Source organism: Archangium sp. (genome assembly GCF_036277355.1).
Lineage (GTDB): Bacteria > Myxococcota > Myxococcia > Myxococcales > Myxococcaceae > Archangium.
Map to the genome: position 1 here is coordinate 93,833 of NZ_DASUNC010000084.1, position 26,435 is coordinate 120,267.

Below are 26,435 nucleotides of genomic sequence, written 5' to 3' on the forward strand. Positions count from 1 at the left end.
CATCCGCGCTCACAGCTTGGGGAAGAACGCCACGGGCCTGGAGCGCAGGCCCTTCATGCCGGGCGCCTCCTGCTTCGGCGCCAGTCCCAGGGCATGCGTGAGGCAGGGGCACCACACGGAGCCCGTCAGGGAAGCCGCCCCCTCCACGGGGAGCACCGGAACGATCCCCGTCGGGCACTCCACCTCCTTGCCGTCCTTGTCCACGCACAGCAGGCCCATCGCCCCGGTGGACGGCTCCTGCTCGAGCCGCACGCGCACATGGAGGCGCTCGAGGCAGGGGCATTGGCCCGGAGCCTGGGAGGCCGAGCCCTCCACGGAGAAGACCGGCACGAGGGTCGGGCACTCCACCTCCTTGCCGTCCTTGTCCACGCACAGGGCGCCCATCGACTCGCTGGAGTCCTGCGCCTTGAACACCACGCGCATCTTGAACCGCTTGAGGCACGGGCAGTTCTCCGGAACCTTGAAGGCCACCTCCTTCCTGGCGTTGCGCCAATTGCCGCGACCACTCTTCATCACCTTGTCCTGCGACATGGTTTCCCCCTCCAGGAGTCAAACCGAGCTGAGACTCGAAACCCCCAAGGACCGGAAGGAGCCGCCCCCCTTGCTGCCCGGCTCCTCCCGGCCTCGGATGCCAACAGGCTAGAGCAACGGGCGTGCCGCCCCATGGAAACCCCAAGGCCGGTTTTCCCGGCCGGGCTCTCGCGAAATGGGAACGTGGGAGGAGGTTTCGACATGTCGAGCGGCGTCGGGTGGAGAGGCACCCCGAGCGCTTCGACATGTCGACGAGTGACCGGCCTGCGCTAGGCGCCGAGCTCCAGGTCCTTGAGCTCCTTGATCTCCTTGATGCGGCGGCGCAGCGCCTGCTTGGAGACCTCCAGGCGCGGCACCATGGCATCCAGGTTGCCCTTGCACTCGTGGTAGCAGCGGGTGATCTCCTGCGTCGAGAGGTCTCCCGCCGTGCGGATGTCGTACTTGCGCAGGAGGTCGTAGATGGAGGGCCGGGGGATGCCCAGCTGGTCCGCGGCCTTCTTCAAGTCCCAGGAGTTCGCGCGCAGCGCCGCGCGCAGCTCCTGCTCGGGGATGTCCGCGGGCTTGCGGCGGGGCACCTCCTTCAGTTCGGCCGCGGCCTTCGGCGCGGGCGTGGCCTGGGGATCCACCGCCACCGACATACGCAAGGGCCGCCCGAGAGGAGTCACCGGGCCCAGTTCCTTGTCGAGTTGGGAATCCACGCTCAGTTGCTTCTGGCCGCGGTTGGCGATGACGAGCTGACGAGTCACGTTGCGCAGCTGGCGGATGTTGCCGGACCAGGAGTGGCGCACGAGCCGGGCCGCCAGCGGCGCGGGCAGCCACGGCTCGGCGTAGGGATCCTCGGGATCCAGGCGCCAGGCCTCACCGAGTTCCGCCAGCGCCTCGCGAGCGAAGTGAAAGAAGATCAGGCCAATGTCCTCGCGGCGCTCGCGCAGCGGCGGCAGGCGGATCTCATAGCCGGCCAGCCGGTGCTTCAGCGGCTCCTTGAAGCGCCCATTGCTGATCTGCTCCTCGAGGTTGGCATCCGTCGCGGCCACGACGCGCACGTCCGTGGGGACGATGGTGTCCGACCCCACGGGAGACACCACCTCCTCCTCCAGCGCGCGGAGCAGCTTCACTTGCAGATCCGGGAGCGCCTCGCCCACCTCGTCGAGGAACAGGGTGCCGCCATGGGCCCTGCGGAAGAGGCCCTCGCGCTCCTGGGCACCCGTGAAGGCCCCCCTCTTCGTGCCGAAGAAATCCGCCTCCGCCAGCTCCTTGTTGATGGCCCCCAGGTTCACACTGATGAAGCGCGCGTCCCGGCGGCGGCTGTGCTGGTGGATGGCCCGCGCCACCAACTCCTTGCCCGTGCCCGTCTCGCCGCGGATGAGCACCGACACCTTCAGGTCCGCCACCTGGGAGATGTGCCGGCGCACCCGCCGGATGGCCGGGCTCTGCCCCACCATCCCCAGCGAGTCCTGGACCTCCCCCGTGTCGGGCTCCGTCTGGTGCAGCAGCAGCACCACGCGCTCGGCGAGCTCGAGGGGAATGCCCGCGGCCAGCTCCTCGGGGCTGAATTCCCGGCCGCCCCGGATGAGCTCACCCGCCACCACCTGGGTGCCGCCATCCTCGACTAACAACCGCACCCGTCCCCCTTCGCCGGGGGCGAAGATGATGGGCTTGCGGCTCAGGTGGGGGTCCGCCAGGGACGCGCCCTGCGTCTGGCCGGGCCGCACGAAGTCGGGGGCCCTCCGGGAGAGCTCGACGTTCTTGCCGGCGAGCAACTCTCCCAGCAGGAGCCGCTCTCCCACCCGCCGGGTGAAGGGATGGGAGACGATGGTCAGCGTCGGAACGAGCGGAAGGGCCTGCGCGCCAACGCCCCGTTTCGGCAGGGAGACCGTACTGACATCATCCAGCTTTGCTTCACGCATGGCCTGCAAATGTACACCGCCGCTGCTTTCCGCCGAGTGCCCCCGGTGGGCGAACGTCCGGAGCCGTGCGACAGGCGTCCGGCGGCGAGCGCTACGGGGAGGGGAGCAGCCGGAGCACGGCCTCGCACCCCGCCGCCCCGGCCAGCCGCCGCGCCCGCGCCACCGTCTCGGGGAGGAGGGGCGTCTTGCGCCTCCAGCCCCCCTGCCCGAGCAGCAGCTTCACCGCCTCCGGCCGGCAGTCCCGGCTGGCCCCCTCCAGCGCCTCGCCGTCCTCCTCATCCGCACCGGCGGTGATGAGTTGACGCATGACGTCCAGGTGCCCGTACCGGGCGGCCTCCTGGAAGGGGGTGGGACCAGGAGCAGGCGGACCATGTCCCTGTTCCCCTGCCTCGCGGCCTCGCCCAGGACGGAGGAGGCCATGCGATCCGGGTCCACGAGCCGCAGCCACAGGCCAGCGGCCGCGACGTCTCCCCGGCTCACGGCCAGGGACAGCTGCCGGGCCGCCCGGGGACGCAGGACCTCGGGCCACAGCACCGTCAGGGCCAGCACCCCCACCACCCCCACCAGTCCGAGCGCCACCCCCCAACCGTGGAAGGTGGGAGCCCCTTCCTGTTCCGACCTCATGGTGCCTCCCCGGAATCCACTCCCGGTGTATCAAGTCCCGCATGCGAATGCGCCACCCTGCCCTTCCCCTGGCCACCGCGCTGCTGGGCGCGGCCCTGAGCTTCCTCCCCGGCTGCGAGAGCACGAAGTCGAGCGGCCCTTCTCCTTCCGACACGCAGGCCCCGAATCCCTCCCCCGTGCGGACCGGCACCGACTCCTGGCAGCGCGCCCGGGTGGGTGACCGCGTCTCCTACGCCTTCTCCGCCAGCCGGGGCGCCGACGGCAACGCACGCACCCTGGCGGGCCAGGTGGCCGTGGAGGTGGTGGCCGTGCAGCAGCCCTGGGTGTGGCTGCGCGTGTCCTTCACCGACGAGGCTGGCAAGCCCCTGGCCCAGACGCGGCTGGCGAAGGACCTGCTCGTCCCCGTGCGCGCGGACACCACGCGCACGCTCGAGGCACCGCAACAGGGACAGGCCACCGCCGAGCGCACTTCAGCTGTCGGCCGCGAATGGGACGCCCTGCGCTACGTGAGCGATCAGCGCCCCGTGGACGGCCCCCTGCGCACCCGCGTGTACGCCGTCCAGCCGGGCCCGCTCTACCTCACGCGCGGCCTGCTCGAGGCGAACACCACGCTGTCCGGCTTCCGCATCCCGGGCAACCATCAACTCCGGGTGCTCGAGGTGCGCGAGGGCTCGTCCGGAGCCACCGCCACGCCGCCCGCGCTGGAGCGGCCCCTGGGCCCCGGCGCGTACTACGACCGGCGCGTGGAAGTGGGCCCCTCGCCCACGGTGCAGCGCGTGTGCTTCGCCGCCGAGCGCGGCTTCCTCCTGCGCGCCGAGGGCCCCGTGGACGCCAACGCCCTTCCCTGCTCCGACTTCTCCCAGGCCGAGCCGCAGCCCCTGGAAGAGGCCCTGCTGAACCTGCCCGTCGAGGTGCTGAACTCTGGGGAGTGGCCTCCGGCCGGAGCCGCCACGACGGCCACCCGTGGCACCTTCACCGTGGAGGGCCGTGACGTGCCCGCGCTCACCGTGCAGCGCACCGCGAACGAGGAGGGCACGCAACGCATCACCTCGGAGACCTACGCGGCCGACCCGTGGGCGCCCACGCTGTCGGGCCTGCCCTACGAGGCGCGCTTCCAGACGCTCACCGAGGGCACCGAACGCGTGGGCGCGGGCGGCAAGCGCGAGTCCGAGGGCAGCACGCGGCTGGTCCGCTGGGGCACCTGGCTGCCGGAGGTGTCCAAGTGAAAACGGCCCTCTACATCGTCACCATCGAGGTCGCGCCCGGCTCCGAGGAGGCGTGGAACCGCTGGCACGAGGACATCCACGTCCCCGAGGTGCTGCGCCAGCCCGGCTTCCTGCGCTGCCGCAAGTGGAAGGACACCGTGAATGCCTCGGATGGCTGGGCGCGCTACGTGTGCCACTACGAGCTGACGAGCCTGGAGGCCGTGGAGCGCTACGTGGCCAGCGACGCCGCGAAGCACCTGCGCGCCGAGTCGGACAAGCACTTCGGCTACGTGACACGGCCCTCGCGCGCCGTGCTCACCGAGGTGGCCAGCTTCGGGTAGTGTCGGCGATCTTCCTGCCGCGGCCGAAGTGAGCAGTCCCCCCGGACTCCCGAGAAGCCGTATCATCCCCGCCTCGACGCTCGGACCGGCGAGCGTCGATGGGGGTGAGCGACATGTTTCATCGGAATGTGCTTCTTGGCGGTGCGGTGCTCTGGCTGACGGCCTGTGGTGTGCCTCGGGTGGGAGAGGCCGTCCTGAAGACGGACCAGGAGACCTACGCACCCGGCTCGCAGGTGAAGCTGTTGCTGCGGAACGACTCGCTCCAGGTGCTCGGTTACAACCTCTGCATGTCCTCGCTGCAACGCGACGAGGGAGGGACGTGGACGGTGGTTCCTCCGCCCGGCCGGCAAATCTGCGCGGCCCCCCAGTACAACATCTGGCCAGGAGAGAGCGGCGAGTCCCTCCGCCCCCTTCCCGAGACGCTCCCGGAAGGGACGTACCGCTTCGTCACGGGCGTGGACTGGGACGGGGAGCGCCAGGAGGTGGCATCCAACGCCTTCCACCTCCAACCCGCGGAAGCGCCCTGAACCACGGGATTCAACCCGGGAGGCGTGGCACCCTCCCCCCCGGCCCCTCTCCCGGTGGGAGAGGGAGAGGAGTGTGGACTCAGGCCACCTCGGACGAGAGCTTCACGTCGATGTTGCCCTGGGTGGCCAGCGAGTACGGGCACACCTTGTGCGCGGCGTGCATCAGCTCGTCCGCCTCGGCCTGCGAGACGCCCTCGAGCTTGCCGTGCAGCGCCACCGACAGACCGAAGCCACCCTCCTGCGTCTTGCCGATGGTCACCTTCGCCGTGATGTGCGCGTCCTTGATCTGCTTCTTCATCTTGCCGGCCACCAGCCGCAGCGCGCCCTCGAAGCACGCGGAATAGCCCGCCGCGAAGAGCTGCTCGGGGTTGGTGGAGCCCGCGGCCTCCGCGCCGCCCAGCGCCTTGGGCATCGTGAGCGGCATGTCGATGGTGCCGTTGTCCGAGCGGACGCGGCCGTTGCGGCCCCCGTGCGAGGTGGCGGTGGCGGTGTAGAGCGGCTGGATGGCGATGGGGGCCATGGGGAGACTCCTCCGGAGTGGACTGCGAAGTGAGCGGCCCTTCTAACCCGCTCTCCTCTTGCCCGCATGGTGTTCCGGAGGAGCCCCGGCGCCTCAGTGTCGCGAGTGCTTCACTTCCAGGAAGCGGCGTGCTGCCTGGCGAACTGCGCGAAGCTCACGGGCGCGCGGCCCGTCACCTTCCGCACCGCGTCCGTCACCTCGGCGGCGTAGCCCGCCTTGTCGATGCCGTGCAGCTCCATCATCGCGTCCACCATCCACGCGGGCATGCCCATGTCGAGCATGGCCTTGTTCGCGGCCGCCTCGGGCACGTCCACGTAGCTGGCCTTCTTGCCGGACACCTCGCCGAGGGTGGCGGCGGCCTGGGCGATGGTGAAGGCCTCGGGACCGGTGAGCGTATAGGCCTTGTTCTCATGGCCGCTCGAGGTCAGCGCGGCGGCGGCCACCGCGGCGACGTCCGAGCCCGCGATGAAGCTGCACGCCCCCTGGCCCCAGGGCAGGTAGATGTTCCCGTCCTTGCCCGGCGGGTAGAAGTTGATGAAGTTCTCCATGAAGTTGTTGGGCCGCACGAAGGTGTACGTCAGGCCCGAGCCCTGGATGTAGCGCTCCAGGGTGCGGTGCCAGCGTCCGAGCAGGATGCCGCCCTCGAAGTCCGCGCCCATGGCGGACAGCTTCACGATGTGCTTCACGCCCGCGGCCTTGGCGGCATCCACGAGCCGCGCGCCCAGGTCCACCTGGTCCGGGGTGAAGGGCGTCACGAGGAAGAGCCGCTCCACGCCCGCCACGGCCTTCTGCACCAGCTCCGGCTTCGTGTACTCGAAGTCCACGGGCGTCACGTTGCCGCCCTCGAGCGCCTTGGCCTTGGCCGCGCTGCGCACCGCCGCGCGCACCGTCACGCCATCGCGCCCCTTGAGCGCGGACACCACCTGCGAACCAATGGTGCCCGTGGCACCCGTCACCAGAATCGTCGTCATCGCTGCTCCCCTGTTGCGTGGAAACGGGGGGACGTTGGCCCGAAAACGTCGCGCGACTCAAGGGGCCCCCTACCGGCGCCCGCGCACCATCCGCCCCTTCGTCAGGTGCGCCACCGCCTCACCCAGGCCCTCCAGCGTCAGCGGGAACATGTCGAACACGTTCTTCACCGCCTGGATGGTGTTGCCCCGCCACGTCTGCGGAGGCTCCGGGTTGAGCCAGGCGCTGCGCTCGAAGTGCCGCGCCAGCTCCATCAGCCACACCAGGCCCTCCTTCCCCTCCGTGGGGTCGTACCGGCCCTCGGCGTTGGTCCGCATCGTCAGCTCGTACGGCGCCATCAACGCGTCTCCCACCATCACCAGCTTGTGGTGCCGCCCCACCTGCCCCAGCAGGTCCGGCACGCTGATGCCGCCCACCAGGTACGGCGTGTCGAACACGCGCCCGTAGACGCAGTTGTGGAAGTAGTACGTGCGCAGCTCCTTGAAGTGCGTGGCCTGCTTCGCCACCGAGAAGAGCCGGCTCACCAGGTGCGCGTACGGGTCCATGGAGCCGCCCACGTCCATCAGCAGCACCACGCGCGTGTTCGGCCGGCGCGGCGGGCGTACCACCACCTCCAGCTCGCCCGCGTTCTTCGCCGTGGCCGCGATGGAGCCCTCCACGTCCAGCTCGTCCGCCACGCCCTCGCGCGCGAAGGCCCGCAGCTTGCGCAGCGCCACCGCCATCTGCCGCGTGTCCAGCACCACGTCGCCCCGGTAGCCCTGGTAGCGGCGCGCCCCGGCGATCTTCATCGCCATGCGGCCGCCACCGCCCTCGGCCCCCTCGCCTCCCACCCGGAAGCCCTCGCGCGGGTTCCCCGAGTGCCCGAAGGGCGACGCGCCTCCCGTCCCAATCCACTTCGTCCCGCCGTCGTGCCGCTCGTCCTGCTCGTCCAACCGCTGCTGGAAGAGCTTCTCCAGCTCCTCCACGCTGAAGTGCTCCAGCAGCGCCCGCTCCTCTGGAGTGAGCTCGCGCCGCTCGCGCGCCTCCTTCAACCACTCCAGCAGCTCGTCCTTCAGCTTCTGCCCCGCGCCCTCCATGCCCTTGAAGTGCGCCAGGAAGGCCTGATCGAAGGCGTCCAGGTGCGTCTCCGAGTGCACCAGCAGCGCGCGCGCCACGTGGTAGAAGCCATCCAGCGAGCTGTCGTGCAGCCCCGCCTTCAGCGCTCCCGCCAGCGCGACCGCCTCCTGCGCGCCCACCGGGACTCCGCGCCGCCGCAACTCGTAGAGGAAGGGCAGGAACATGGCTCGCCTCCGCTCAGGCCTTCGTCCGGCGGCCCCGCCCGAAGGCCTCCGCCACCGCCATCAGGTCCTGCTCACGCTTCAGCAGCGCGCCCAGGAAGGGCAGGTTGTCGTCCAGCTTCACGTTCGTCACGCCGTTGGCCTTGAGCACGGCGATCCAATCCACCAGCTCGCTCGTGGACGGGCGCTTGCGCAGCCGCGTGAAGTTGCGCAGCTCGTAGAAGACCTTGAGGGCCTGCTCCGTCAGCGACTCGTCCAGCCCCGGGTGGTGCACCGCGACAATCCGCCGCATCAGCTCCTGGTCCGGGAAGTCGATGAAGTGGAAGACGCACCGGCGCAGGAAGGCGTCCGGCAGCTCCTTCTCGTTGTTGCTGGTGATGATGACCACCGGGCGGTGCGCGGCCACCACGTCCTCGTTGGTCTCCGCGATGCGGAAGCGCATCCGGTCCAGCTCGTGGAGCAGGTCGTTGGGGAACTCCACGTCCGCCTTGTCCACCTCGTCGATGAGCAGCACCACGCGCTCCTTCGAGGCGAAGGACTCGCCCAGCGGCCCCATGCGGATGTAGCGGCGGATGTCGCGCACGTCCCCTTCACCGAAGCGCGAGTCGTACAGGCGCTGCACGGTGTCGTAGACGTACAGGCCGTCCTGGGCGCGCGTGGTGCTCTTCACGTGCCAGGTGAGCAGGCGCTGGCCCAGGCTCTCGGCAACGGCCTCGGCCAACAGCGTCTTGCCCGTCCCCGGCTCGCCGCGCACCAGCAGCGGACGCTGGAGCGTCAGCGCGCAGTTGACGGCGGCCTGGAGGCCCTCGCTGGAGAGGTAGGAATCGGTTCCGCGGAATCGAGAAGGAGAGGACGTCATGGCGTGTCCCCTCCTTTAACACCGACCCGCCCGCTCCGCCTGCCTGCCCGCTATCTCGCGGCGTCGCTGCCTACCAAGACCATCGGCTCGGCGCTCAGGCGGCGGCCCACGAAGTTCAGCGAGGCGTTGCAGTTGGGCGCGCACCCGGTACTCCCGCTGCACTCGTAGCTCAGCGCGATCGTCCCCTCCAGGGTGTCCCCCACCTTGTTGAGGGTATAGGTGGCGCGCGAGACGCGGTTGGGGCCGGTCTGCGTCCGCTCGACGGTGAAGGTCGGCTTGTCCGCCTTCTCGACGCTCACGATGGCGTCGCTCACGTCGATGTCCACCCGCGCATCGCCCAGCGAGTAGTTGATGTCGCCCACCGCCAGGTACTGCTGGCCCTCGACGCCGTCCCAGAGGACCCACTGCGCGACGTCGACGACGTTGCTCGTCCGGTCGTTGGGGGTGGGCGCGGTGCCGGAGCTGTAACAGGAGGAGGGCATGCTGCCCAGGGGCGAACGGTCGATGGACACCCGGTAGTACCGCGGCTGCTCACCACAGCCCATCATGCCCACCGTCATCACCGCCGCCACGGCGTACAGCGTCGAACGCAGCTTCATGGTCGTCTTTCCTCTCCAGGCCCACTGCCGGCCAGTGGGCGGTCCGCATGCTCCCGGGGGAGCCGAGCAACCCCGGGAGCGGCGGAGTATCCGGAGACAGGGGGGATGCGCAAGGTCCAGGGTGCTCCCGCAGGGAGCGGAGCATCCGTAACTTCGAGCGAGCATGGTCCCTACGCCCCTCCGGATCGTCAGCTACAACGTCCGCTATTTCGGACACGCCCTGCGCGGGCTCGCCAGCACGCTGGGACCCAAGCGTCGGGTCGCCGCGGCCCTGGCCACGTTGAGTCCCCTGCCGGACATCGTCTGCCTGCAAGAGGTGGAGACCCAGTCCTTCCGCAGCAACGTGGCCCACCGGCGCTCCCGCCCCGACGAGACGCAGCTGGAAGCCTTCATGGGGCGCATGGAGGAGACGTTCGCCCACCTGCGCCGCCCCATGCCCTACGAGGCCTTCTACTTCCGCGCCCACCACTACAAGCTGGGCGAGTTCTCCCTCTACACCACCGGGCTGGCCATCCTCGTCAACACCCAGCGGCTCGCCGTGGACACGCACAACGTGGACGCGCCCCACCACATCACCCACCACCACGTGCGGGCCCTGCGCGAGCGCAAGCAGAGCCGCATCTGCGCCCACATGCGGCTGCTGCGCCTGGAGGACGGGCTTCCCTTCCACATCTTCAACACCCACCTGAGCCTGCCCACCCCCTTCTCCCGCGCCTTCTGGGCCACCCGCGAGAAGATGGGCAACGGCATCAACCAGCTCCACGAGGCGCGCGCGCTGGCCCAGCTGGTACGGGCCCGCGCCAATGCCGAGCCCTTCCTCGTCTGCGGGGACTTCAACTCGCCGCCGGCCTCGCCCGTCTTCCACTACCTGTGTGACGAGGCCTGCTTCATCGACGCCCAGGCGGCGGTGGGGCAGATCGACCCGCGGCAGCCCCGCGGCTTCCCCACCGCCGGCTTCATGCACATGCGCATGCACCTGGACCACATCTTCTCCGGAGGCGGGGTGCGCTGGCTGGACGCCGACGACACGAGCCCCTTCGGAGACATGCGCAGCCGCTTCCACGGCCTGTCGGACCACATGCCCCTCATCGCACGCTTCCAGCTCGAGCCGCCCGCGGCGCACGCCGAGCCTCCCGCGCCCGCCGGGGCGTGAGTCACTGCCCGGCTTCGCGGAAGAGGAACGTCACCCGGCCATTGGGCTCGAGGAAGGCCGCGCGCACCGAGCCCAGGTCATCCCGGCCCTGGGAGCGCAGCTGTTCATGAAGGAAAGCTGGGCATGGAAGCGGCATGCGGCCTGCCCCCGCCCCCACCTCGGCACGGCGGCCGGGCAACCGCGGGCTGCGGCCCGTCGGCCCCGCCATCTCCAACCTGTAGGCTCTAGGAGGTGACCCTCTTTCCCCGAGGGAAACATGGCCGGCGACGACTTCAGGGAACTGATGGACGCCATGGCGGATCCACTCGTGGCTTGCGACGGCGGCGAGTGCGTCCTCTACCTGAATCCCGCCGCCGAGCGCCTGCTTGGCTGGACGCTGAAGGAGCTGCGGGGAGAGCCCTTCGGCCGCCTGGTTCCCGAGCGCCTGCGCTCCTTCGCCGGGCACTCCATCCTGCGCTACCTGCTGGGCCGGCGGCGTGCGCTGAGCGGACGGCCCGTGCGCGTCTTCCTGCTGCGCCGCGGGGGCGCGGAGCTGGAGGTGGAGGTGACGGTGGGCACCTCCATGGGCGTGGAGGGCGAGCGCATCGCCGTGGTGCTGCGGCGCACGCCCGAGTTCCCCGACTACACCGACGAGCCCCTGGAGCGGGTGTCCTCCGAGGTGCACGCGCGCGCACCGCAACCGCCGGGCTCCGCCGGGGAGCGCGCCTACCAGCTCGTCTTCGAGAACGCTCCGCTGGGCCTCTTCCACTTCGACACCGCGCCCACCATCGTCGCGTGCAACGACTACTTCGTGCGCATCCTGGGCTCCTCCAAGCGGATGCTCATCGGGCTCAACCTGCTCACCCTCCAGGACGAGGCCATCCTGACCTGCGTGCGCGACGTGCTCGCCGGACGCCACGCCTACTACGAGGGGGAGTACCGCTCCATCACCGCGAACAAGCTCACCCCCGTGCGCGCCCACTTCGCGCCCTGCTTCGGCGAGGACGGCCAGGTGGAGGGGGGCGTGGCCATCGTCGAGGACATCACCGGGCAGCGCATCGCGGAGGCTGAGCGCAACCGCCTGTTCCGCGAGGCCCAGGAGGCCATCCGCGTGCGCGACGACTTCCTCACCATCGCCTCGCACGAGCTGAAGACGCCGCTCACCCCGCTGTCGCTGCGGCTGGCCAGCCTGGAGCGGCGGCTGGAGCGCAAGGAGCCGGTGGACCCCACCCTGCTGCGCCACGCGCGCCAGCACCTGGTGCGGCTGGCCGCGCTCATCAATGACTTGCTGGATGCCTCGCGCATCGAGGCGGGCCGGCTCGCGCTGCACTTCGAGCCCACGCGGCTGGATGCCATCATCGAGCGCGCGCTGACCACGATGGACGCCGAGCGTGGCCAGCACCGCATCGACTACTCGCACCCGGCGGAGGCGGTGCGCATCCGGGGAGACCCGTACCGGCTGGAGCAGGTCATCGCCAACCTGCTGGAGAACGCGCTCAAGTACAGCCCCGCGGACAGCACCGTGCGCGTGACGCTGGACGTGCGCGGGGACTTCGCGCTGCTGTCCGTGGCGGACGAGGGCATCGGCATTCCCCAGGACCAGCAGGAGCAGCTCTTCGAGCGCTACTTCCGCGCCCGGAACGTCTCCGTCACCTCCTACGGAGGGCTGGGGCTGGGCCTCTACATCAGCCGCGACATCGTCGAGCGCCACGGCGGCCGCATCTGGGTGGAGAGCGAGGTGGGCCGGGGCGCCACCTTCTACGTGGCCCTTCCGTTGCTGTCCGCCGCGAGCCCCACGCCGCCGGCTCCTCGGCCCGCGGAGGACTCGCCCCACCCGGTGCACTGAGCCCATGAAAAAGGCCGGGCCCCGCCTCCACGTGGGGAGGGGAGCCCGGCCCGGGTCATGTGCCGTGAGCGCTCAGTTCCGGCGGCGGCGGCGGGACAGCGTGAGGAACGTGCCCAGGCCCATCAGCAGCCACGAGGCGTCACCACCCGAGGCCGAGCAGCCGATGCCATCGCCCAGGAAGGCGACATCCCCACCCGCGTTGGGATCCACGGTCCAGGTACGGCCGGCCGGAGAGGCATCCACGTTGCCCGCGGCATCGCGAGCGCGCACCCGGAAGGTGTGCTCGCCATCCGCCAGGTTGGTGAAGGTCACCGGCGAGGTGCACGGGGTGAAGGGGGCGCCGTCCAGGCTGCACTCGTACGTCACGCCCGGCTCGTTCGAGCTGAACTCGAACGTCGCGGTGCGCTCCGAGGTGGTGTCCGACGGACCGGAGTCGATGGCCGTCTCCGGCGCCGAGGTGTCCTGAGCGACGGTGAAGGTGTGCGAATCGGGAGTGGTGGGGCCGGTGTTGCCCGCCTCGTCCGTGGCACGGACCTGGACACGATGCTCACCCAGCTCCAGCGGCGAGGTGGGCGTGTAGCTCCAGTTGCCGGACGCATCCGCCGGGACGGTGCCCACCACGACGCCGTCGATGATGACGGTGACGGTGCTGTGGGGCTCCGCCGTGCCGCGGATGACCGGCGTGAGGGTGTCCACCGTGCCGTTCGGCGCCGGGCTCTCCACGACGGGCGCGGCGGGCGCCACGGTGTCCACGGTCCAGGTGTACGTGGCCGGCGAGGCGTCCACGTTGTTCGCGGCGTCACGCGCGATCACCTCGAGCGTGTACAGGCCATCCGCCGGAACCGTGATGTTCGCCGGGTCCGTGCACGGGGTGAAGGTCGCCTCGATGGGGAGCAACCTGCACTCGTACGTCACGCCCGTGTCCGGCTCCACCACGTCCAGGTCGAACGTCGCGCTCCGCGAGGTGCTCAGGCTCGACGGTCCCGAGACGATGCGCGCGTCCGGGGCCTTGGTGTCCACCGTCCAGGCGTAGGGCGCCGTCTCCGGGCCCACGTTGCCCGCGGCGTCACGCGCGCGCACCACCAGCGTGTACGAGCCATCCGCCGGCACCGTGAAGTTCGCCGGATCCGCGCAGCTGGTGAAGGTGGTGGCCGGGCTCAGCTTGCACTCGTACACCACGCCCGTGTCCGCGACCTTCACATCCAGGTCGAACGTCGCGTTTCGCGAGTTGCTCACGCTCGGCGGTCCCGAGAGGATTTCAGCCTCCGGCGCCACGGTGTCCACCGTCCAGGCGTAGGGGGTCGTCTCCGGGCCCACGTTGCCCGCGGCGTCACGCGCGCGCACCACCAGCGTGTACGGGCCATCCGCCGGCACCGTGAAGGCCGCCGGGTCCGAGCAGGTGGTGAAAGCCGTGGCCGGGCTCAGCTTGCACTCGTACACCACGCCCGTATCCGCCTCCTTCACATCCAGGTCGAACGTCGCGTTGCGCGAGTTGACCAGCGACGCCGGACCCGAGACGATGACGGCCTCCGGCGCCTTGAGATCCACCGTGAAGGTGTTGGCGGCGCTCGGATTGCTCCGCACGCCCAGGGCTTCCGCCACCGCCCGCACCTGGTGCGCCCCGGCCGGGATGTCCGCCGTCGGGGTGAAGCTCCAGTTGCCCGACGCATCGGAGGTCGTCCACCCCAGCTCGATGCCGTCGACGTACACGTAGACCCTGGACGAGGCTGGCGCGCCCGTGCCGGTCATGGGAGGACGAACGTTGTTGGTGAAGGAGTTGTTCGCCGGCGAAACCACCGTGGGCGGAGCCGGAGGTGCGAAGGAGCTGGAGATGATTTCAGCGGCCTTGGCTCCGCCTGCCGTTGCACCATAAGGCGCTCCTCCTGGTGCACCTGGATCCAGCTGGGAACCAGGCGAAGCACCCAGGGTGCTGGTGCCGCAAGTGACGCTCTCGGCCTGCAGCAGGATGCGCCCGGCACCACCGCCGCCACCGGGCCCCACGTAGTCACCCACCGAGACGCTGCCACCCGAGCCACCACTGACGGAGAGCCTCGTCGTCGTGGACGCGCACGTGATGCTCCGAGCAACCCGCAGGTAGATGTCTCCACCCGCACCACCACCGCCGGCACCATCCGTCGTCGCCGCGCCACCCGCCGCCCCGGCGGCCGTGAAGCTGGACCCGATGGCATTCTGGAGCTCACCGGCCCGGATGAAGATGATGCCGCCGCCCGCGCCACCCGAGCCACCCGCGGTGCCCGAAGGGTCGGTGCCATGTCCCGCGCCGCCACCCCCCCCCAAGATGAGGCGATCGATCAGGGCGAGGCTATCGGCCGTACGGGTGGAGCGGAGGACGACCGTTCCGCCCAGCCCGCCTACGTTCCGGCTGCTGTCGATATCGGAGGTGAAGCCACCCTGCCCACCGGCTCCGCCGTTGCCACCACCACCGCCACCCGACTGCACGCACACGCCGCCGCCACCGCCATTGGCGACATTGCCCCGGCCCGTCTGCGCGGTGCCATAACGCAGGCTGGCGAGGCCCTCACCTCTCTGCGCTCCAGACTGGGCCGGCTCGTCATTGCCGAAGCATCCGGCCTTGCCGCTGCTGTCCCTGACGAAGACTCCGCCCCGGAACCCCGCGCCGCTGGCGGTGATGGTGCCATTGTTGATGACCTTCCCCTGGGCCAGGAACGCCAGGACGCCTCCGATACGGCCATTCCAGGCCTGCGCCTTGAGGGTCGCTCCGGTATCGATGGTGAGGTCGATGTACTCCGGCACCCGGATGACCTGGGTCACGTTGCTCGTATACGAGTAGACCAGCGGCGCGGTCAGCGTCAGATCCGCCGTCGAGCCCGAGCCCGACACCGTCTTCAACCGGGCCAGCTCCCAGCGCCCCACCGGCTTGTCGGAGATGTTCGTGGCACCCGTGTCACCGGAATCCGGCTCGGGCACGATGCCGGTCGTCTGCAGCACCATGACCAGATCGCCCACGGCGAAGCAGGGAGGCGCCGAGCAGAACACGGAGTCCACCTGGAGGAAGTCCTCCTTGGCGGCGGGCGCGTTCGTCACCCGGCCGTAGCTGTTGATGACGTTGTTGGAGCCCACCACCGTGAACGTGCCGGTCCGCCCGGTGCCCAGGTAGAACGTATCCGGCTCGGCCAGCGCCGCCGTCGAGCCGAGGGCCAGCACGCACAGTGCCGCCGTGAGCCACTTCTTGAAGAGTCCGTTCTTCATGTTCTTCGATTCCTTCGGTTACGGCAGCTCGCGCTCGGGGGTGACGATGATGAACTCCACGCGCCGGTTGGCCGCGCGGCCCTTGTCCGTCTTGTTGGACGCGATGGGCTGGTCCGGACCGAAGCCCTTCGCCTCCAGGCGCGCCGGTTCCACGCCCTTGCTCACCAGGTAGCCCTTCACCGCCTCGGCCCGCGCCAGCGACAGCTTGCGGTTGGCCTCCGCGTTGCCGCGGTCGTCGGTGTGGCCCTCGATGACCATCTTGTCCACCTCGGGGTGCTGCTGGAGGATGCGCGCCACCTGGTCCAGCATCTTGAAGGACCGCGGCTGGATGACCGCCTTGGCGGTGGCGAAGAACACCTGCTCCTTGATCTCCAGCTTGCCCTTCTGGATGGCCACCATCTGCTTCTGCTGCACCGGGCAGCCCGCGTTGGTCACCACGCCCTTCTCGGCGGGGCAGTTGTCCAGGTGGTCCGCCACGGTGTCACCGTCCGAGTCCTTCGCCGGGCAGCCGCGCAGCTCCGTCAGGCCCGCCTCCGTGGGGCACTTGTCCGCCGCGTCCTCGATGCCATCCTGGTCCGCGTCCCGCACCGGGCAACCCTGGCGATTGGCCGGGCCCGCCTCCGTGGGGCACTTGTCCGCCGCGTCCTCGATGCCGTCCTGGTCCGCGTCCCGCACCGGGCAGCCCTGACGCTCGGCCAGACCCGCCTCCGTGGGGCACGTGTCCGCCGCGTCCTCGATGCCGTCCTTGTCGGTGTCCTTCACGGGGCAGCCCTGGCGCTCGGCCGGGCCCGCCTCGGCGGGGCACGTGTCCTCGCCATTCACCACCCCATCGCCATCGTCATCGCGGCGCGAGGCATCCCCCCGCTCGCCGCCGCCCACCGCCACGCCGAGCAGCACGCGGAAGGTGGGCGTGCCCGGAGCATTGCCGAAACCGGGGCCGCCCAGCGCGTAGGCCTCGAGCGACTCGCCCAGGGGCAGCCGCAGGCCCGCCAGCACCTCCAGGGAGCTCGCCTCGCGGGTGAGCGGCACGCTGCCCCGCACGTTGAGCTCACCGCGCAGCCCGTCGCCCGTGGTGGCCACCACCGCGCCCAGCCGCACCTCGTTGCCCAGCTCGTCCTGCACCTCGCCCACGTCCCCCAGCACGACGGCGGGACGGATCAGCGCACCAGCCTCCACGGCCGCGCGCAGCGCGCCGAAGTTCCGGCCCAGCATCAGCTTGGGCGAGAGCCGGACGATGCTGTCGCGCGAGAGCGTGTCCACGCTGCCCACGGGCAGGCCCACGCCCAGCTCGAGCGCCAGGTCCACCGGCGCCTCCCGCCGCTGCGCGAGCAGTCCCAGCCGCACGTGCGCCGTCGGCGTGGACAGGCCCGTGCTGGCCGGGGAGGCAATGTTCTGCCCGCTCAGGTCATCCCCGTTCTGCCAGACCACCAGCGGCAGCTGCAGGCCCAACTCCAGCCACTGCATGGGCGCCCAGGCGGCCAGCAGGTGTCCCGTCACCCGGTTTCCCACCACCGAGCCCAACCGGTTGCCATTGCGGTACATCACCAGCGGGTCATTCTCGTACTGGCCCGCGAGCGAGAGGCGGAAGCCGCCCTTGGGCAGCAGCTCGCCGGTGCCCATCAGCAGCGAGCCGCGGCCGTTGGGGTTGAGCTCCAGGCGCTCCAGCTCGAAGGACGGCAGGCCCGAGGGCTGCGCGAGCGCGGCCGGGCCGAGCAGAAGGGTGGCAATGGCGGACAGGAGGAACGGCTTGGTGTGGCTCATGATTTTTCCGTGTCGGGGCCCCTGCGAGTCCGTTTCCGGATGGACCGCCCCTGGCACTGCATCCCGGGTGAAGAGCGAGGCGAGGAAGACTCCCCGTGCGACTCCTGGATGACGCCGGGCGCATACAGACCCGAGATGGCGCGGGGTGTCCAGAGATCGTTCAGGGTCTGGCGCACGCCCGCCTGTCCTTCGGGGAACCGCGATTCCGGCTTCCAGTCCCGGTGGAGAAGTCTCGCGCACGCCTGCTTTGTCCTTCAGTGAACCGGTGGTTCGTACTCCCGGTACGTCCCGAGGGCAAACAAACGTTGCCGTGACGGCAGCAGGTGCGCACCGTGGGCACGGATGAGCGTCCTGGGGCGAATCGTTCGCGGCCTGGGCCTCGGGCTGGCCGGGTGGGTGCTGAACCTGGCGGCCCTCGAGGTATTGCCCGGGGTGCATCTGCTGCTGGGGACGCTGCTGGTGCTCACCGCCGGGGTGCTGTGCGGGCCTGTAGCGGGGGCGCTGGCGGGAGCCGTGTCCGGAGTGAGGACAGTCTGGCTGTGGGGCCACCCGTGGGGCTGGCTCAACCTCACGCTCGAGGGCCTCGTGGTGGGCGCGCTGCGCCGGCGCGTCACCCCGGTGGTGGCGGACGCGCTGTATTGGGTGCTCAGCCCGCTGTACTTCCTCGTCACCTACTTCCTGCTGGAGGACATCCCCACCTCGGCCATCCTGGTGGCGGGAGTGAAGCAGGCGGTGAACGGGCTGCTGGCGGCGCTCATCCTCCAGGTGGTGCTGCTGCTGCCGCCCGTGCGCAGACGCCTGCGAGCCCTGCTGCCGCTGCCGCTGGCGGACCTGTCGCTGGGCCGGGTGTTCGGCTCGGCGCTCACGCTGGGGGCCCTCATCCCGCTGCTGGTGCTGGGCGGCGCCGAGGGCCGCGAGCGCTACACCTCCGAGGTGCGGCAGCTGGACGAGGCCAACCTGCATGCCGCGCGGGTGGTGGCCAATGAAATCGAGAGCAGCCTCACGCACACCCGCCATGGCGTGTCGCGGCTGGCCCGCTCGCTCTCCTCGAGCCTCTCGGCGGAGGGAGCGCTGCCGGGCCGCCACTTCCTGGAAGGGGAGCTGGACGCGCTCGTCACCTACTCGCCCGAGGTCCTCAACGCCTACGTGGGCAGTCCGGAGGGGGTGGCGCTCGCGTTCTCCCCGAGGACCGACGCGGCGGGCCGTCCGCTGGTGGGCACGGACTTCTCGGATCGCACCTATGTGCACGAGGTGCGGCAGGCGCGCGGGCCGATGGTGAGCGACGTCTTCCTCGGACGCGGAGGGGTTGCGGGGCCGCTGGTGGTGACGCTGGCCCCCGTCCGCCGGGACGAGCAGTACGCGGGGTACGTGCTGGCGGCGGTGGACCTGCCGCGGCTGCGCCGGCATGCCCAGGCGCAGATTGGAGAGGGGCAGCGGCGCATCCTCGTCGTCGACACGCGGGGTGGGCTCGTCTTCGACTCGGCGGAGGAAGACACGGGGCAGCTGCGCAGCATCATCAGCACGTCCCTGGCGCGGGCCCTGGAGCGGACGGGCCCCCGGGGCACGGGCACCTACGAGGGCGAGCCGGACGCGGTGACGCTGGTGCGCATGGGCACGCTCCAGCACTTCGGCGTGGTGGAGGTGTCGCCGCTGGGCTGGAAGGTGGTGGTGCAGCAGCCGGGCACGCGGCTGCAGCGGGACGTGGAGCGCGCCTACTTCGGCCTGCTCGGGACGCTGGGGCTCGCCACGGTGTCGGCGGTGCTGCTGGCGGTGACGTTCTCACGCACCATCGTGGCCCCGGTGCAGGGGGTGTCTCATGCGGCGGCGCGGCTGGCGGCGGGAGAGCGCACGGCCCGCGCCGCCGAGGCGGCCCAGGACGCACCGCGCGAGCTGAACCAGCTGGCGGAGACGTTCGACCGGATGGCGTGGCAGCTGTCCCGGCAGCTGGAGGCCATCGAGCGCACCAGCCGGGAGAAGGACGCCTTCCTCTCCATCGCCTCGCACGAGCTGAAGACGCCGCTCACGGCGCTCAAGGCGCAGGTACAGCTGTTGCGGCGCAAGCTGGGGGACGAGCACGCGCAGCGGCTGGACAACGTGAGCCGGCAGGTGGACCGGGTGACGCGGCTGGTGAACCAGCTGCTGGACGCCTCGCGGCTGGGGCTGGAGCAGCTGCCCTTGCAGCGCACGCGGATGGACCTGAGCGAGGTGGTGCACAACCTGGTGTCCAACGCCATCAAGTACAGCCCGGCGGGAGGCACCATCCAGGTGTGGACGCGGAGGGGGCCGGAGGGCGAGGCGGAGCTGGTGGTGGCGGACCGGGGCATCGGCCTGCGCGTGGAGGACGAGGAGCAGCTCTTCGGACGCTTCGAGCGGGGAGACCGGCGAGAGCTGACGGGCATCTCGGGGATTGGGGTGGGGCTGTACGTGTCGCGGGAGATCATCCGCCGGCACGGAGGCCGCATCTCGCTGCGCCCGCGCGAGGGAGGTGGCGCGGTGGCCACGGTGCGGCTCCCAGCGGCCGTGGCACCGGAGCACGGCCACCGGGACTCCGCCGCGCACCAGGAAGAGGGGCGGGAGTAGGGTCAGCCCTCCCCGCTCAGGCCGACGTCACCCGTGCGAGCCAGTCCTGATACTCGTTGCCCGGGTTCATGATGAAATCGAAGCGCCCGGTGACGAGCATCTCGACGAGCCGCCGGTCTCGAGCGATGAGCTCGGGTACGCCCGTGGGGAAGTCGACCCCTCGCATCCCATCGCGACGATACCCCTCATCCACCACCAGGATTTCGAGGTAGTGCGAGAGGGTGTCGAAGAAACGATCCACGTCCGAGGCCACGGGCAGGACGTACCGCTCCTCATAGGCGTTGATGTAGATGACCGGTTGGAGCCCCCGCTCGTCGGCCAGACCCGGAACCACGGCGTAGTAGTAGGCGAGGTCCGGGATGCAGCCAAAGGCCACCGAGGAGTGAAAAGGCTCCTGCGTGCCCCGTCGACGGGAGTTCGTGGCGACAGCGAGCCCATCCACCTGGTCATCCAGACGATGCAGCAGGAATTCACCGTCCGTCCCCGCGATGCGCAGCCCTCCCATCCGCTTGTAGAGGGCGGCGAGAACCGGGTCGAGGGGATGGCCCGCCACGAGTTCCCCCGCGCCTGGGATGGAGCGCCCAGGCAGCAACGATTCCACGGAGAAATCGTGCTTCCGACACACGTCCAGCAACCGCTCGAATCCCGGTAACGGCATTTCGGAGACCATGAACACCTCTGTTACGGAAGGCGAGCCAGCAGCATGCGCACCTCCCGGAGGGCCGCCTTCTCGGCTTGCTCGAGCGCGGTTTCGGAGGCCTGCTCGTAGACAGTGTCGTACCAACGCTGGAAATGCCGGTCGACGATATCCGCCACCTGCCTCACCTCGCCACCCGATGCCTTGCTGCTCGCCGGCCTGAATGCAGTCCAGACATTGTTGACCCGCTCATGAACGGTGGAGTGCAGCGCATTGAGGTTGGCCGAGCCGTTGATGTTCATCTCGGGAAACCGGTGCGCATGCTCCAGGGGAATCCGGTGATGAACCGGGTATTTGCTCCCCGCTGCGTCCACCAACGTCTTCGCGAGCTCCGGACGCAGTTTGTAGAAGTCCGTATTCGCCTGACGTCGCAGGAGCTTGCGCGCTTCCTCATCCAACTTCGTATCGAGGAGTTCCTCGAAACGCGCCAGGAGCTTGCGCAGTTGGGTCTTCTCCGCCGCCGAGAGCCCCTGTGTCTGGGCCTTCGTCCACAAGCGCTGGAACGTCTCCCGTTCTTTCGGGCGTATCCGGGCGAGAAAGGAACGGAACCACGCCACGGCTTCCGAACCACCACGCGCCAGGATGGGTGCCAACCTGGGTGCCACCGCCTCGAAGAGCGCGAGGCCACCCCGTAGGGCGAGACTGCCGATGAACCACGTCGCGAGGAACTCGGCACTGGCCATCCCCGCCTGTTGGAAGGTCGCCGCCGTCTCCTCCCGCCACTCGCGGAGGATCCGCTCGTAGAGCGCGTAGTGCTCGGCGATGAGCGAGGGCGAACCCGGCAGTTCTGGCCGCAGCGTTTCGGCCTCCATCACACGCCAGCGTGCATGGCCATCCGCCCTCCGATGTTCCGCCTCCAACCGAAGCCGTACCGTGCGCGGACCTATCCCCTGGGTGAACGGCAGGAGGGCCTGGGTGATGGAGACAGTCAGGCTCGGCGAAGGAACCCCGATGGAGGAGTCACCCTGGGACTCGTAACGCACGGTCTCGGCACCCAGGAGCCGATCGTCGTCCAGCCGCACATCGACCAGGAGAGCGGCCCTCCCGCCCTCGGGTACCCGCACATGGCTCAACTGGGAGGCCATTGCATGAGCCTGCGCGAGGGTCTCCGCCGACATGCCCGTGCGCCGCACCGGCAACGTCTTGGCCTCGAGGGGCCTAGCGCCATCCCCCCAGGTGAAGGAATTCAGGCGCCAACCCTGTCTCTCGCCGCGCACGGTGAGGACGACCTCGCCCATGCGCGTTCCCACGTAGAGAGGCAAGCTGGCATCGAGGCCCGGGACCCAGGAGTCCATGCCCTCCGAGCGACCCGTTCCTCCAGGCCCCCGCTTCCACGACAGCAGCGTCAACGCGCCATCCTGAGCCCAGAAGCGAAAGGTCAGCTCCACCTCCGCCTCATCCACGAGACTGGCCACGCCTCGCATGCCCGCGGCAGCCGCTGTCGCTTCGGCCCGGCGTGCTTCTTCGTCCTGCACACGACCACGCGTCTCCCACGGAGGAGGCCGCTCCCCCGCGACCTCTTCGTCTGGAAGCGCATCCTGGCGCCCCAGACCTCCGGCCGATCCCGCCGTCGTACACGCCTGCAGCAGCAGGGCCAGAAGACAAACCCACGCGGATGGCCGAACCGTCACCTCAACACGCCCAGCGCGTGCGCCAGCCGCCAGGCCACCACCCGCAGGTGTGCGTCCTGCACCGCGTCCAGCTGGCCCACCAGCACCTCCAGCGGCATCCAGCGCAGGCGCGAGTCGCACGCCGCATCCGCCTCGACCTCCACGGCGAACGGCCAGACCAGCTCGGGGGTGACACCCGGCGTCGCATGATACGAGCCGCCCAGCTCCCAGGTGCGTCGCACCGTGACGGAGAACTCCTCGCGCAGGCGCTCGGCGAGGAAGGCGGGCACCTGACTGAGATCGCCGAGCGTCCGCGGCAGCCTCCAGGCCGGTGTCACCGCGAGGCTGGCGCTGCCCGTGAAGTGCTGCACCGCCGGCAGGTCCCGGTGCTCGATGCCCACCCGGATGCCCTCCTTCGTCCGCACCACCGGGAGCGCCACCGCGGTGTTGCGGCTGGCCTCGTGCGGCACGAGGTACTCGCGCGGCACGCTCGCCAGCACCTTCCCTTCCGCGTCGTACTCGGAGAAGGTGCCGGTGCGCAGGTCCAGGTAGCCCACCGACCCGTCGTCGTGCAGGGAGAACACCGCGCGCTTCGCGGGCGTCAGCGCGTCGTCGGCCCACCGGGGTCCACCGGACTGCTCGGTGAGCTGGATGGGAGCGCCAATCCACGGCCCGGGCGAGGTGCCCAGGTGACGCAGCAGGCGGTGGATGTTGAGCTCCAACCGGGCATCCACCATGCCGCCCACGTGGCACGCGCGCAGCACCTGCCGCGCATCCAGTTCCCGCACCGAGCCCGAGCTCGTGAAGGGGGCATAGTCGGGCGCCGGCACACCGCCCGCGGGAGCCACCTCCACCAGGTAAGCGGACACGCGCTCGCTCACCCCGCCGGGCGAGGTGAAGTAGTGCGCGGGCTCGCTCAGACCACGGATGCTGCCGGCGGCGATCCCGGCACGCTCCTGGAGGATGCGGGCAATCGCCTTGTCCGGGGCCTCACCGGCATGGGTGATGGCGGCCAGCGGCTCGGTGACGTAGCCGGACAGCTCCGCGCCCCCGAGGTTCGGATGGTCCGCGCACGCATTGACGATGGGCCGCGGGAAACCCTTCTTGGCCAGCACGAACACCTGGCCGTCCTGCCGGAACCAGGGCAGCACATCCACCGTCCGCCCCGGGCGCTCCACCAGCTCCCAGACGCGGCCGGTCTCCGCATGGCGCCACGCACCGAGCGACAGGAAGCGCGGCGTCGCGAGCGGCTCGCTGTGCTCCTCGCGCAGCTCGACGCCCGCCCCGGGAGGCACCTTCTCGCCCACGATGAGGTAGTTGGTGGGCGGGTACGGCAGCGGCTGCCCATCCAGCCCCGACAGGTGGAAGTGGCCCTCGTAGCGGTTGGCGATGATCCACGGGTTGCGGATGGGCATCGAGCTGACGATGCGCAGCCCCCGGCGCCGGAAGGCGGCCTCGAACTGGGACTGCGAGTAATAGGTGTACTCCTCGAGCAGCTCCACGTCCCAGTCGGTGCGGTAGTCCTTGCGGAGGATGAACTCGTTGGCGGCGCGCAGCGCGAGCCGGTAGCGCACGTGCCCCGGGTGGGGCGAATCCAGCCGCGTGTACGGCACCGGCCCATCCCGGTTGACGCCGCAGCGGAAGTCGCGCGCGAAGCGCTCGAAGAGCGCGGCGGTGGACAGGCCCTGGACGGGACCCTCGGCGGCGCCATTCGTGGTGGGCAGCTCCAACCACACCTCCGCGGGCCCGTCCGGCACGAGGAAGTCGCGGATGATGATGACGCCACCGGTGCGCAGCGCGCGCACCTGGTTGTCCAGACACGTCTCCAGGCGGGCGAGCGAGAAGCCGTTGAAGCTGGTGACGTGGTGGAGCACGGACGAGTCGAGCACCCCATCCAGGGACTCGGGAGGGAAGACGGGGTCGGCGATGTCGCCCGCCACGAAGCGCAGGTTGGGGCGCTGGTAGGTGGTGGCGGCCATGTCCACGGACACGGGGTTGATGTCCACGCCCACCAGTTCCAGGCCGCCGTAGAGGCAGGCCAGGTCATAGGTGCCGCGGCCCGAGCCGCTGCCCATGTCCGCCACCCGGCCGCGCGTGGGGAAGTGCGCGGTGGTGAGGGCCACCTTCTGCTGCATGGACGCATCCATGCCCGCGAAGTAGGTGGCGTAGTGGTCCGCATCGCCGCGGTGCTGGGCGGCGTACGTCTTGGCCGTGCTCGTCTTGGGCGCCATCCCCTCCACTGTATGACGAGGCCCGACCCCCGCGGTACGGGGGGATGGCAGGATGCCTTCATGACGATGGCGAGGACACGCACCATTCCAGCCTGGCTCGGTGCCCTGCTGGCCCTGTGGCTCACGGACTGTGCGCATCCGGAGAAACGGCCAGCGGAGATTCCGGCTCCGGTGCTCGGGGCGCATCCCGATGCGAACAGTCCGGACTACGTGGGGGCACCGCTCGTCACGGGCAGCCGGTCCCCCCAGGAACTCTATGCGGCCTACCCCCGGCGGGAGCCCGACCCGCGGCTCGCCACCCGGCTGGCGGAGATTCTCGCGGATGGAGGCAAGACGCTGCGCTGGAGCGCCACCGGGAGCGTGGAGTCCTTCCAGCATGGCGAGGTGACGATTCCGCTCGTCATCCGCGTTCCGCCGCCCTGTGAGAACACCCTCTGCCCCGTCATCGTCTTCTTCAATGGAGCCTGTGCCCCCCTGCGCTACCACTGGAGGCCGGAGTTCTTCCTGCGGGCCGGCTTCATCTTCGTCGAGCCCCACATCCGGGGAGACCGCTGTGACGAGGCGTGGGCGGACGCGGACAACGGCCCCCGGAAGCCCGAGGCGCAGACGGACATCGAGGCCTGCGGCCACTACGTCCGGACGCGGTTCAGCCGGGAGGGCAGGACGCCGAAGGTGGGCATCCTCGGCTGGAGTTACGGCGGCAACCAGGCGCTCGTCGGAATGACCCGGTTCGCGGGAGCGTACGACGCGGGCTTCGCCCTGGCCGCGAAGACGGACCTCTATTCCTTCTTCAAGAACGCACCGGAGGACCTGCGCAAGGCCAGGGCACGCGAGTACGGAGACCCCGACACCGAGCCCGACCTGCTCCGAAGCATCTCCCCCATCACCTACGTGGACAGGCTCCAGGGCCCGCTCGCGCTCATGCTCGGAGGGCGCGACCCCAAGGTCTCGCTCTCGGACGCGGACGCGTTCGTCCGGAAGGCCCGGGCGCACCAGCGCGAGGTCTCGCTGATGATCGTCCCCGAGCACGGCCACCTCACGGAGCAACCCCGGGAAATCGTCTTCGAGCACGCCCACGTGATTCAGTTCTTCTCGGACAGCTGGGGCAGACCCGTGGAGTTTCATTGAGAGAGGACGCCCCGGCGGAACGAACCCCCCCGTGTTAGCGTCCTAGGGGTATGCGTCCCGTCCCCGAGCCGCCGCCGATGTCCACCCGTGCGCTGCTGGCGTGCCTGGTGCTCGCCGCCGCGGCCAGCCTCTTCCTCTGGCAGACGGTGTGGTTGTACCCCTTCCGGCTGCTCGTCACCCTCATGCACGAGAGCGGGCACGCCCTGGCGGCCTGGGCGGTGGGCTCCCACGTGAGCAGCGTCACCATCAGCCCGGCCACGGGCGGGCTCACCTACCACTCGCTCACCGGCTCGCTCTGGAGGGAGCTGCTCATCGCCTCGGGCGGTTACGTGGGCTCCTCGCTGGCCGGGGCCCTGCTGCTGGTGGCCGCCGGGCGCATGCGCAGCGGACGTGCGCTGCTGTGGGGACTGGTGGTCTGGATGGTGGGCGTGGCCGTGCTGTGGGTGCCGCTGCTGCCTCCGGACCCGGGAGCCGCACACGCGCTCGCCACCGGCTCCTCGCGCTCGGACGGCCTCTTCACGCTCGGCTTCATCGCCGGCATGGGAGCGCTGCTGGGACTGGTGGCCTGGAAGGGGCCGGTGTGGATGCGGCGGGGGCTCATCGTGTGGATCGCCGCGCTGTCGTGCCTCCTGGCACTGCAGGACATCAAGGGCTTGTTCGGCTACGGCCTGGAGGTGGGTGTCTCCGACGCGCACGCCATGGCGCAGCTCACGTACCTGCCCGCGCCCTTCTGGGCGGCGGTGTGGATGGCGGTGTCGCTCGCGGCCATGTGGCTGGGACTGCGCTCCATCGTCCGGCGCCGGCGGCTGGCGGCTTCTCGCGGCCCCGTGATGGCGGGACGCCTGTCCATGCGCTAGCGC

22 protein-coding genes are annotated in these 26,435 nt (G+C 70.3%); 8 read left to right on the forward strand and 14 right to left on the reverse strand.

Annotated features, from left to right (window positions below):
• Positions 1-9: 9 nt before the first annotated feature.
• The 3 genes from VFZ09_RS22485 to VFZ09_RS22495 all read right to left on the reverse strand — a co-directional run bounded on the left by VFZ09_RS22485 (position 10) and on the right by VFZ09_RS22495 (position 3,105).
• Positions 10-531, reverse strand: a complete 522-nt coding sequence (locus VFZ09_RS22485) for a hypothetical protein (protein WP_329729697.1) — start codon at positions 529-531, stop codon at positions 10-12.
• Between the two features lie 269 nt (positions 532-800).
• On the reverse strand, positions 801-2,438 hold the full coding sequence (locus VFZ09_RS22490) for a sigma-54 dependent transcriptional regulator (RefSeq protein WP_329729698.1): 1,638 nt from the start codon (positions 2,436-2,438) through the stop codon (positions 801-803).
• A 91-nt stretch (positions 2,439-2,529) separates the two neighbouring features.
• Positions 2,530-3,105: a hypothetical protein gene (locus VFZ09_RS22495; protein ID WP_329729699.1), complete on the reverse strand. Its 576-nt coding sequence runs from the start codon at positions 3,103-3,105 to the stop codon at positions 2,530-2,532.
• On the opposite strand from VFZ09_RS22495, the gene VFZ09_RS22500 reads away from it, so the two are divergent.
• From VFZ09_RS22500 to VFZ09_RS22510, 3 genes are all read left to right on the forward strand, one after another.
• The gene (locus VFZ09_RS22500; protein WP_329729700.1) at positions 3,104-4,288 is read left to right on the forward strand and encodes a DUF6068 family protein; all 1,185 of its coding nucleotides are present in this window, start codon (positions 3,104-3,106) and stop codon (positions 4,286-4,288) included. The genes VFZ09_RS22495 and VFZ09_RS22500 overlap by 2 nt on opposite strands.
• The gene (locus VFZ09_RS22505; RefSeq protein ID WP_329729701.1) at positions 4,285-4,608 is read left to right on the forward strand and encodes a DUF4286 family protein; all 324 of its coding nucleotides are present in this window, start codon (positions 4,285-4,287) and stop codon (positions 4,606-4,608) included. Before VFZ09_RS22500 ends, VFZ09_RS22505 begins: the two co-directional genes overlap by 4 nt.
• A 113-nt stretch (positions 4,609-4,721) precedes the next feature.
• Positions 4,722-5,135 (forward strand): immunoglobulin-like domain-containing protein, encoded by a 414-nt coding sequence (locus tag VFZ09_RS22510; RefSeq protein WP_329729702.1) that lies wholly within the window; start codon positions 4,722-4,724, stop codon positions 5,133-5,135.
• A gap of 79 nt (positions 5,136-5,214) precedes the next feature.
• On the opposite strand, the gene VFZ09_RS22515 is transcribed toward VFZ09_RS22510, so the two are convergent.
• The 5 genes from VFZ09_RS22515 to VFZ09_RS22535 form a co-directional block, all read right to left on the reverse strand.
• Positions 5,215-5,655: an organic hydroperoxide resistance protein gene (locus VFZ09_RS22515; RefSeq protein WP_329729703.1), complete on the reverse strand. Its 441-nt coding sequence runs from the start codon at positions 5,653-5,655 to the stop codon at positions 5,215-5,217.
• Between the two features lie 110 nt (positions 5,656-5,765).
• Positions 5,766-6,626, reverse strand: a complete 861-nt coding sequence (locus VFZ09_RS22520) for an SDR family oxidoreductase (RefSeq protein WP_329729704.1) — start codon at positions 6,624-6,626, stop codon at positions 5,766-5,768.
• A gap of 69 nt (positions 6,627-6,695) precedes the next feature.
• Entirely contained in the window at positions 6,696-7,904 is a 1,209-nt protein-coding gene (locus tag VFZ09_RS22525; protein ID WP_329729705.1) for a vWA domain-containing protein, read from the reverse strand.
• A gap of 13 nt (positions 7,905-7,917) precedes the next feature.
• A complete protein-coding gene (locus tag VFZ09_RS22530; RefSeq protein ID WP_329729706.1) occupies positions 7,918-8,760 on the reverse strand; it encodes a MoxR family ATPase in 843 nt (280 codons plus the stop codon).
• A 50-nt stretch (positions 8,761-8,810) separates the two neighbouring features.
• Positions 8,811-9,359: a hypothetical protein gene (locus VFZ09_RS22535; RefSeq protein ID WP_329729707.1), complete on the reverse strand. Its 549-nt coding sequence runs from the start codon at positions 9,357-9,359 to the stop codon at positions 8,811-8,813.
• Between the two features lie 163 nt (positions 9,360-9,522).
• On the opposite strand from VFZ09_RS22535, the gene VFZ09_RS22540 reads away from it, so the two are divergent.
• The gene (locus VFZ09_RS22540) at positions 9,523-10,512 is read left to right on the forward strand and encodes an endonuclease/exonuclease/phosphatase family protein (protein ID WP_329729708.1); all 990 of its coding nucleotides are present in this window, start codon (positions 9,523-9,525) and stop codon (positions 10,510-10,512) included.
• Position 10,513: 1 nt separating this feature from the next.
• On the opposite strand, the gene VFZ09_RS22545 is transcribed toward VFZ09_RS22540, so the two are convergent.
• Complete coding sequence (locus tag VFZ09_RS22545; RefSeq protein ID WP_329729709.1) at positions 10,514-10,648, reverse strand: YetF domain-containing protein; 135 nt, start codon at positions 10,646-10,648, stop codon at positions 10,514-10,516.
• Positions 10,649-10,768: 120 nt separating this feature from the next.
• Between VFZ09_RS22545 and VFZ09_RS22550 the strand changes: the two genes are divergently transcribed.
• The gene (locus VFZ09_RS22550) at positions 10,769-12,337 is read left to right on the forward strand and encodes a sensor histidine kinase (RefSeq protein WP_329729710.1); all 1,569 of its coding nucleotides are present in this window, start codon (positions 10,769-10,771) and stop codon (positions 12,335-12,337) included.
• Positions 12,338-12,409: 72 nt separating this feature from the next.
• Here the strand turns inward: VFZ09_RS22550 and agmC are convergent, their stop codons facing one another.
• The gene (agmC, locus tag VFZ09_RS22555) at positions 12,410-15,568 is read right to left on the reverse strand and encodes an adventurous gliding motility protein AgmC (RefSeq protein ID WP_329729711.1); all 3,159 of its coding nucleotides are present in this window, start codon (positions 15,566-15,568) and stop codon (positions 12,410-12,412) included.
• An 18-nt stretch (positions 15,569-15,586) separates the two neighbouring features.
• Positions 15,587-17,329 (reverse strand): OmpA family protein, encoded by a 1,743-nt coding sequence (locus VFZ09_RS22560; protein ID WP_329729712.1) that lies wholly within the window; start codon positions 17,327-17,329, stop codon positions 15,587-15,589.
• Positions 17,330-17,671: 342 nt separating this feature from the next.
• On the opposite strand from VFZ09_RS22560, the gene VFZ09_RS22565 reads away from it, so the two are divergent.
• On the forward strand, positions 17,672-19,909 hold the full coding sequence (locus tag VFZ09_RS22565; RefSeq protein ID WP_329729713.1) for an ATP-binding protein: 2,238 nt from the start codon (positions 17,672-17,674) through the stop codon (positions 19,907-19,909).
• A 16-nt stretch (positions 19,910-19,925) separates the two neighbouring features.
• Here the strand turns inward: VFZ09_RS22565 and VFZ09_RS22570 are convergent, their stop codons facing one another.
• The 3 genes from VFZ09_RS22570 to VFZ09_RS22580 all read right to left on the reverse strand — a co-directional run bounded on the left by VFZ09_RS22570 (position 19,926) and on the right by VFZ09_RS22580 (position 24,447).
• Positions 19,926-20,462 (reverse strand): hypothetical protein, encoded by a 537-nt coding sequence (locus VFZ09_RS22570; RefSeq protein ID WP_329729714.1) that lies wholly within the window; start codon positions 20,460-20,462, stop codon positions 19,926-19,928.
• 128 nt (positions 20,463-20,590) lie between these two features.
• Positions 20,591-21,901, reverse strand: a complete 1,311-nt coding sequence (locus tag VFZ09_RS22575; protein ID WP_329729715.1) for a hypothetical protein — start codon at positions 21,899-21,901, stop codon at positions 20,591-20,593.
• Positions 21,902-22,233: 332 nt separating this feature from the next.
• On the reverse strand, positions 22,234-24,447 hold the full coding sequence (locus VFZ09_RS22580) for a bifunctional class I SAM-dependent methyltransferase/NUDIX hydrolase (RefSeq protein WP_329729716.1): 2,214 nt from the start codon (positions 24,445-24,447) through the stop codon (positions 22,234-22,236).
• A 60-nt stretch (positions 24,448-24,507) separates the two neighbouring features.
• Here VFZ09_RS22580 and VFZ09_RS22585 point away from each other — a divergent pair, with 60 nt between their 5' ends.
• Together VFZ09_RS22585 and VFZ09_RS22590 are read left to right on the forward strand one after the other, a co-directional pair.
• The gene (locus VFZ09_RS22585) at positions 24,508-25,575 is read left to right on the forward strand and encodes an alpha/beta hydrolase family protein (RefSeq protein WP_329729717.1); all 1,068 of its coding nucleotides are present in this window, start codon (positions 24,508-24,510) and stop codon (positions 25,573-25,575) included.
• A 77-nt stretch (positions 25,576-25,652) separates the two neighbouring features.
• On the forward strand, positions 25,653-26,432 hold the full coding sequence (locus VFZ09_RS22590; RefSeq protein ID WP_329729718.1) for a M50 family metallopeptidase: 780 nt from the start codon (positions 25,653-25,655) through the stop codon (positions 26,430-26,432).
• Positions 26,433-26,435: the final 3 nt, after the last annotated feature.

Excerpts from the sequence above, each read along its gene's own strand:
- VFZ09_RS22520 (WP_329729704.1), bottom strand. The coding sequence starts at position 6,626 with ATGACGACGATTCTGGTGACGGGTGCCACGGGCACCATTGGTTCGCAG.
- VFZ09_RS22575 (WP_329729715.1), bottom strand. The coding sequence starts at position 21,901 with ATGGACTCCTGGGTCCCGGGCCTCGATGCCAGCTTGCCTCTCTACGTG.
- VFZ09_RS22495 (WP_329729699.1), bottom strand. The coding sequence starts at position 3,105 with ATGCGGGACTTGATACACCGGGAGTGGATTCCGGGGAGGCACCATGAG.
- VFZ09_RS22535 (WP_329729707.1), bottom strand. The coding sequence starts at position 9,359 with ATGAAGCTGCGTTCGACGCTGTACGCCGTGGCGGCGGTGATGACGGTG.
- VFZ09_RS22560 (WP_329729712.1), bottom strand. The coding sequence starts at position 17,329 with ATGAGCCACACCAAGCCGTTCCTCCTGTCCGCCATTGCCACCCTTCTG.
- VFZ09_RS22565 (WP_329729713.1), top strand. The coding sequence starts at position 17,672 with ATGAGCGTCCTGGGGCGAATCGTTCGCGGCCTGGGCCTCGGGCTGGCC.
- VFZ09_RS22515 (WP_329729703.1), bottom strand. The coding sequence starts at position 5,655 with ATGGCCCCCATCGCCATCCAGCCGCTCTACACCGCCACCGCCACCTCG.
- VFZ09_RS22530 (WP_329729706.1), bottom strand. The coding sequence starts at position 8,760 with ATGACGTCCTCTCCTTCTCGATTCCGCGGAACCGATTCCTACCTCTCC.
- VFZ09_RS22500 (WP_329729700.1), top strand. The coding sequence starts at position 3,104 with ATGCGAATGCGCCACCCTGCCCTTCCCCTGGCCACCGCGCTGCTGGGC.
- VFZ09_RS22550 (WP_329729710.1), top strand. The coding sequence starts at position 10,769 with ATGGCCGGCGACGACTTCAGGGAACTGATGGACGCCATGGCGGATCCA.
- VFZ09_RS22580 (WP_329729716.1), bottom strand. The coding sequence starts at position 24,447 with ATGGCGCCCAAGACGAGCACGGCCAAGACGTACGCCGCCCAGCACCGC.
- VFZ09_RS22490 (WP_329729698.1), bottom strand. The coding sequence starts at position 2,438 with ATGCGTGAAGCAAAGCTGGATGATGTCAGTACGGTCTCCCTGCCGAAA.
- VFZ09_RS22525 (WP_329729705.1), bottom strand. The coding sequence starts at position 7,904 with ATGTTCCTGCCCTTCCTCTACGAGTTGCGGCGGCGCGGAGTCCCGGTG.
- agmC (WP_329729711.1), bottom strand. The coding sequence starts at position 15,568 with ATGAAGAACGGACTCTTCAAGAAGTGGCTCACGGCGGCACTGTGCGTG.
- VFZ09_RS22485 (WP_329729697.1), bottom strand. The coding sequence starts at position 531 with ATGTCGCAGGACAAGGTGATGAAGAGTGGTCGCGGCAATTGGCGCAAC.
- VFZ09_RS22590 (WP_329729718.1), top strand. The coding sequence starts at position 25,653 with ATGTCCACCCGTGCGCTGCTGGCGTGCCTGGTGCTCGCCGCCGCGGCC.
- VFZ09_RS22585 (WP_329729717.1), top strand. The coding sequence starts at position 24,508 with ATGACGATGGCGAGGACACGCACCATTCCAGCCTGGCTCGGTGCCCTG.
- VFZ09_RS22540 (WP_329729708.1), top strand. The coding sequence starts at position 9,523 with ATGGTCCCTACGCCCCTCCGGATCGTCAGCTACAACGTCCGCTATTTC.
- VFZ09_RS22545 (WP_329729709.1), bottom strand. The coding sequence starts at position 10,648 with ATGCCGCTTCCATGCCCAGCTTTCCTTCATGAACAGCTGCGCTCCCAG.
- VFZ09_RS22510 (WP_329729702.1), top strand. The coding sequence starts at position 4,722 with ATGTTTCATCGGAATGTGCTTCTTGGCGGTGCGGTGCTCTGGCTGACG.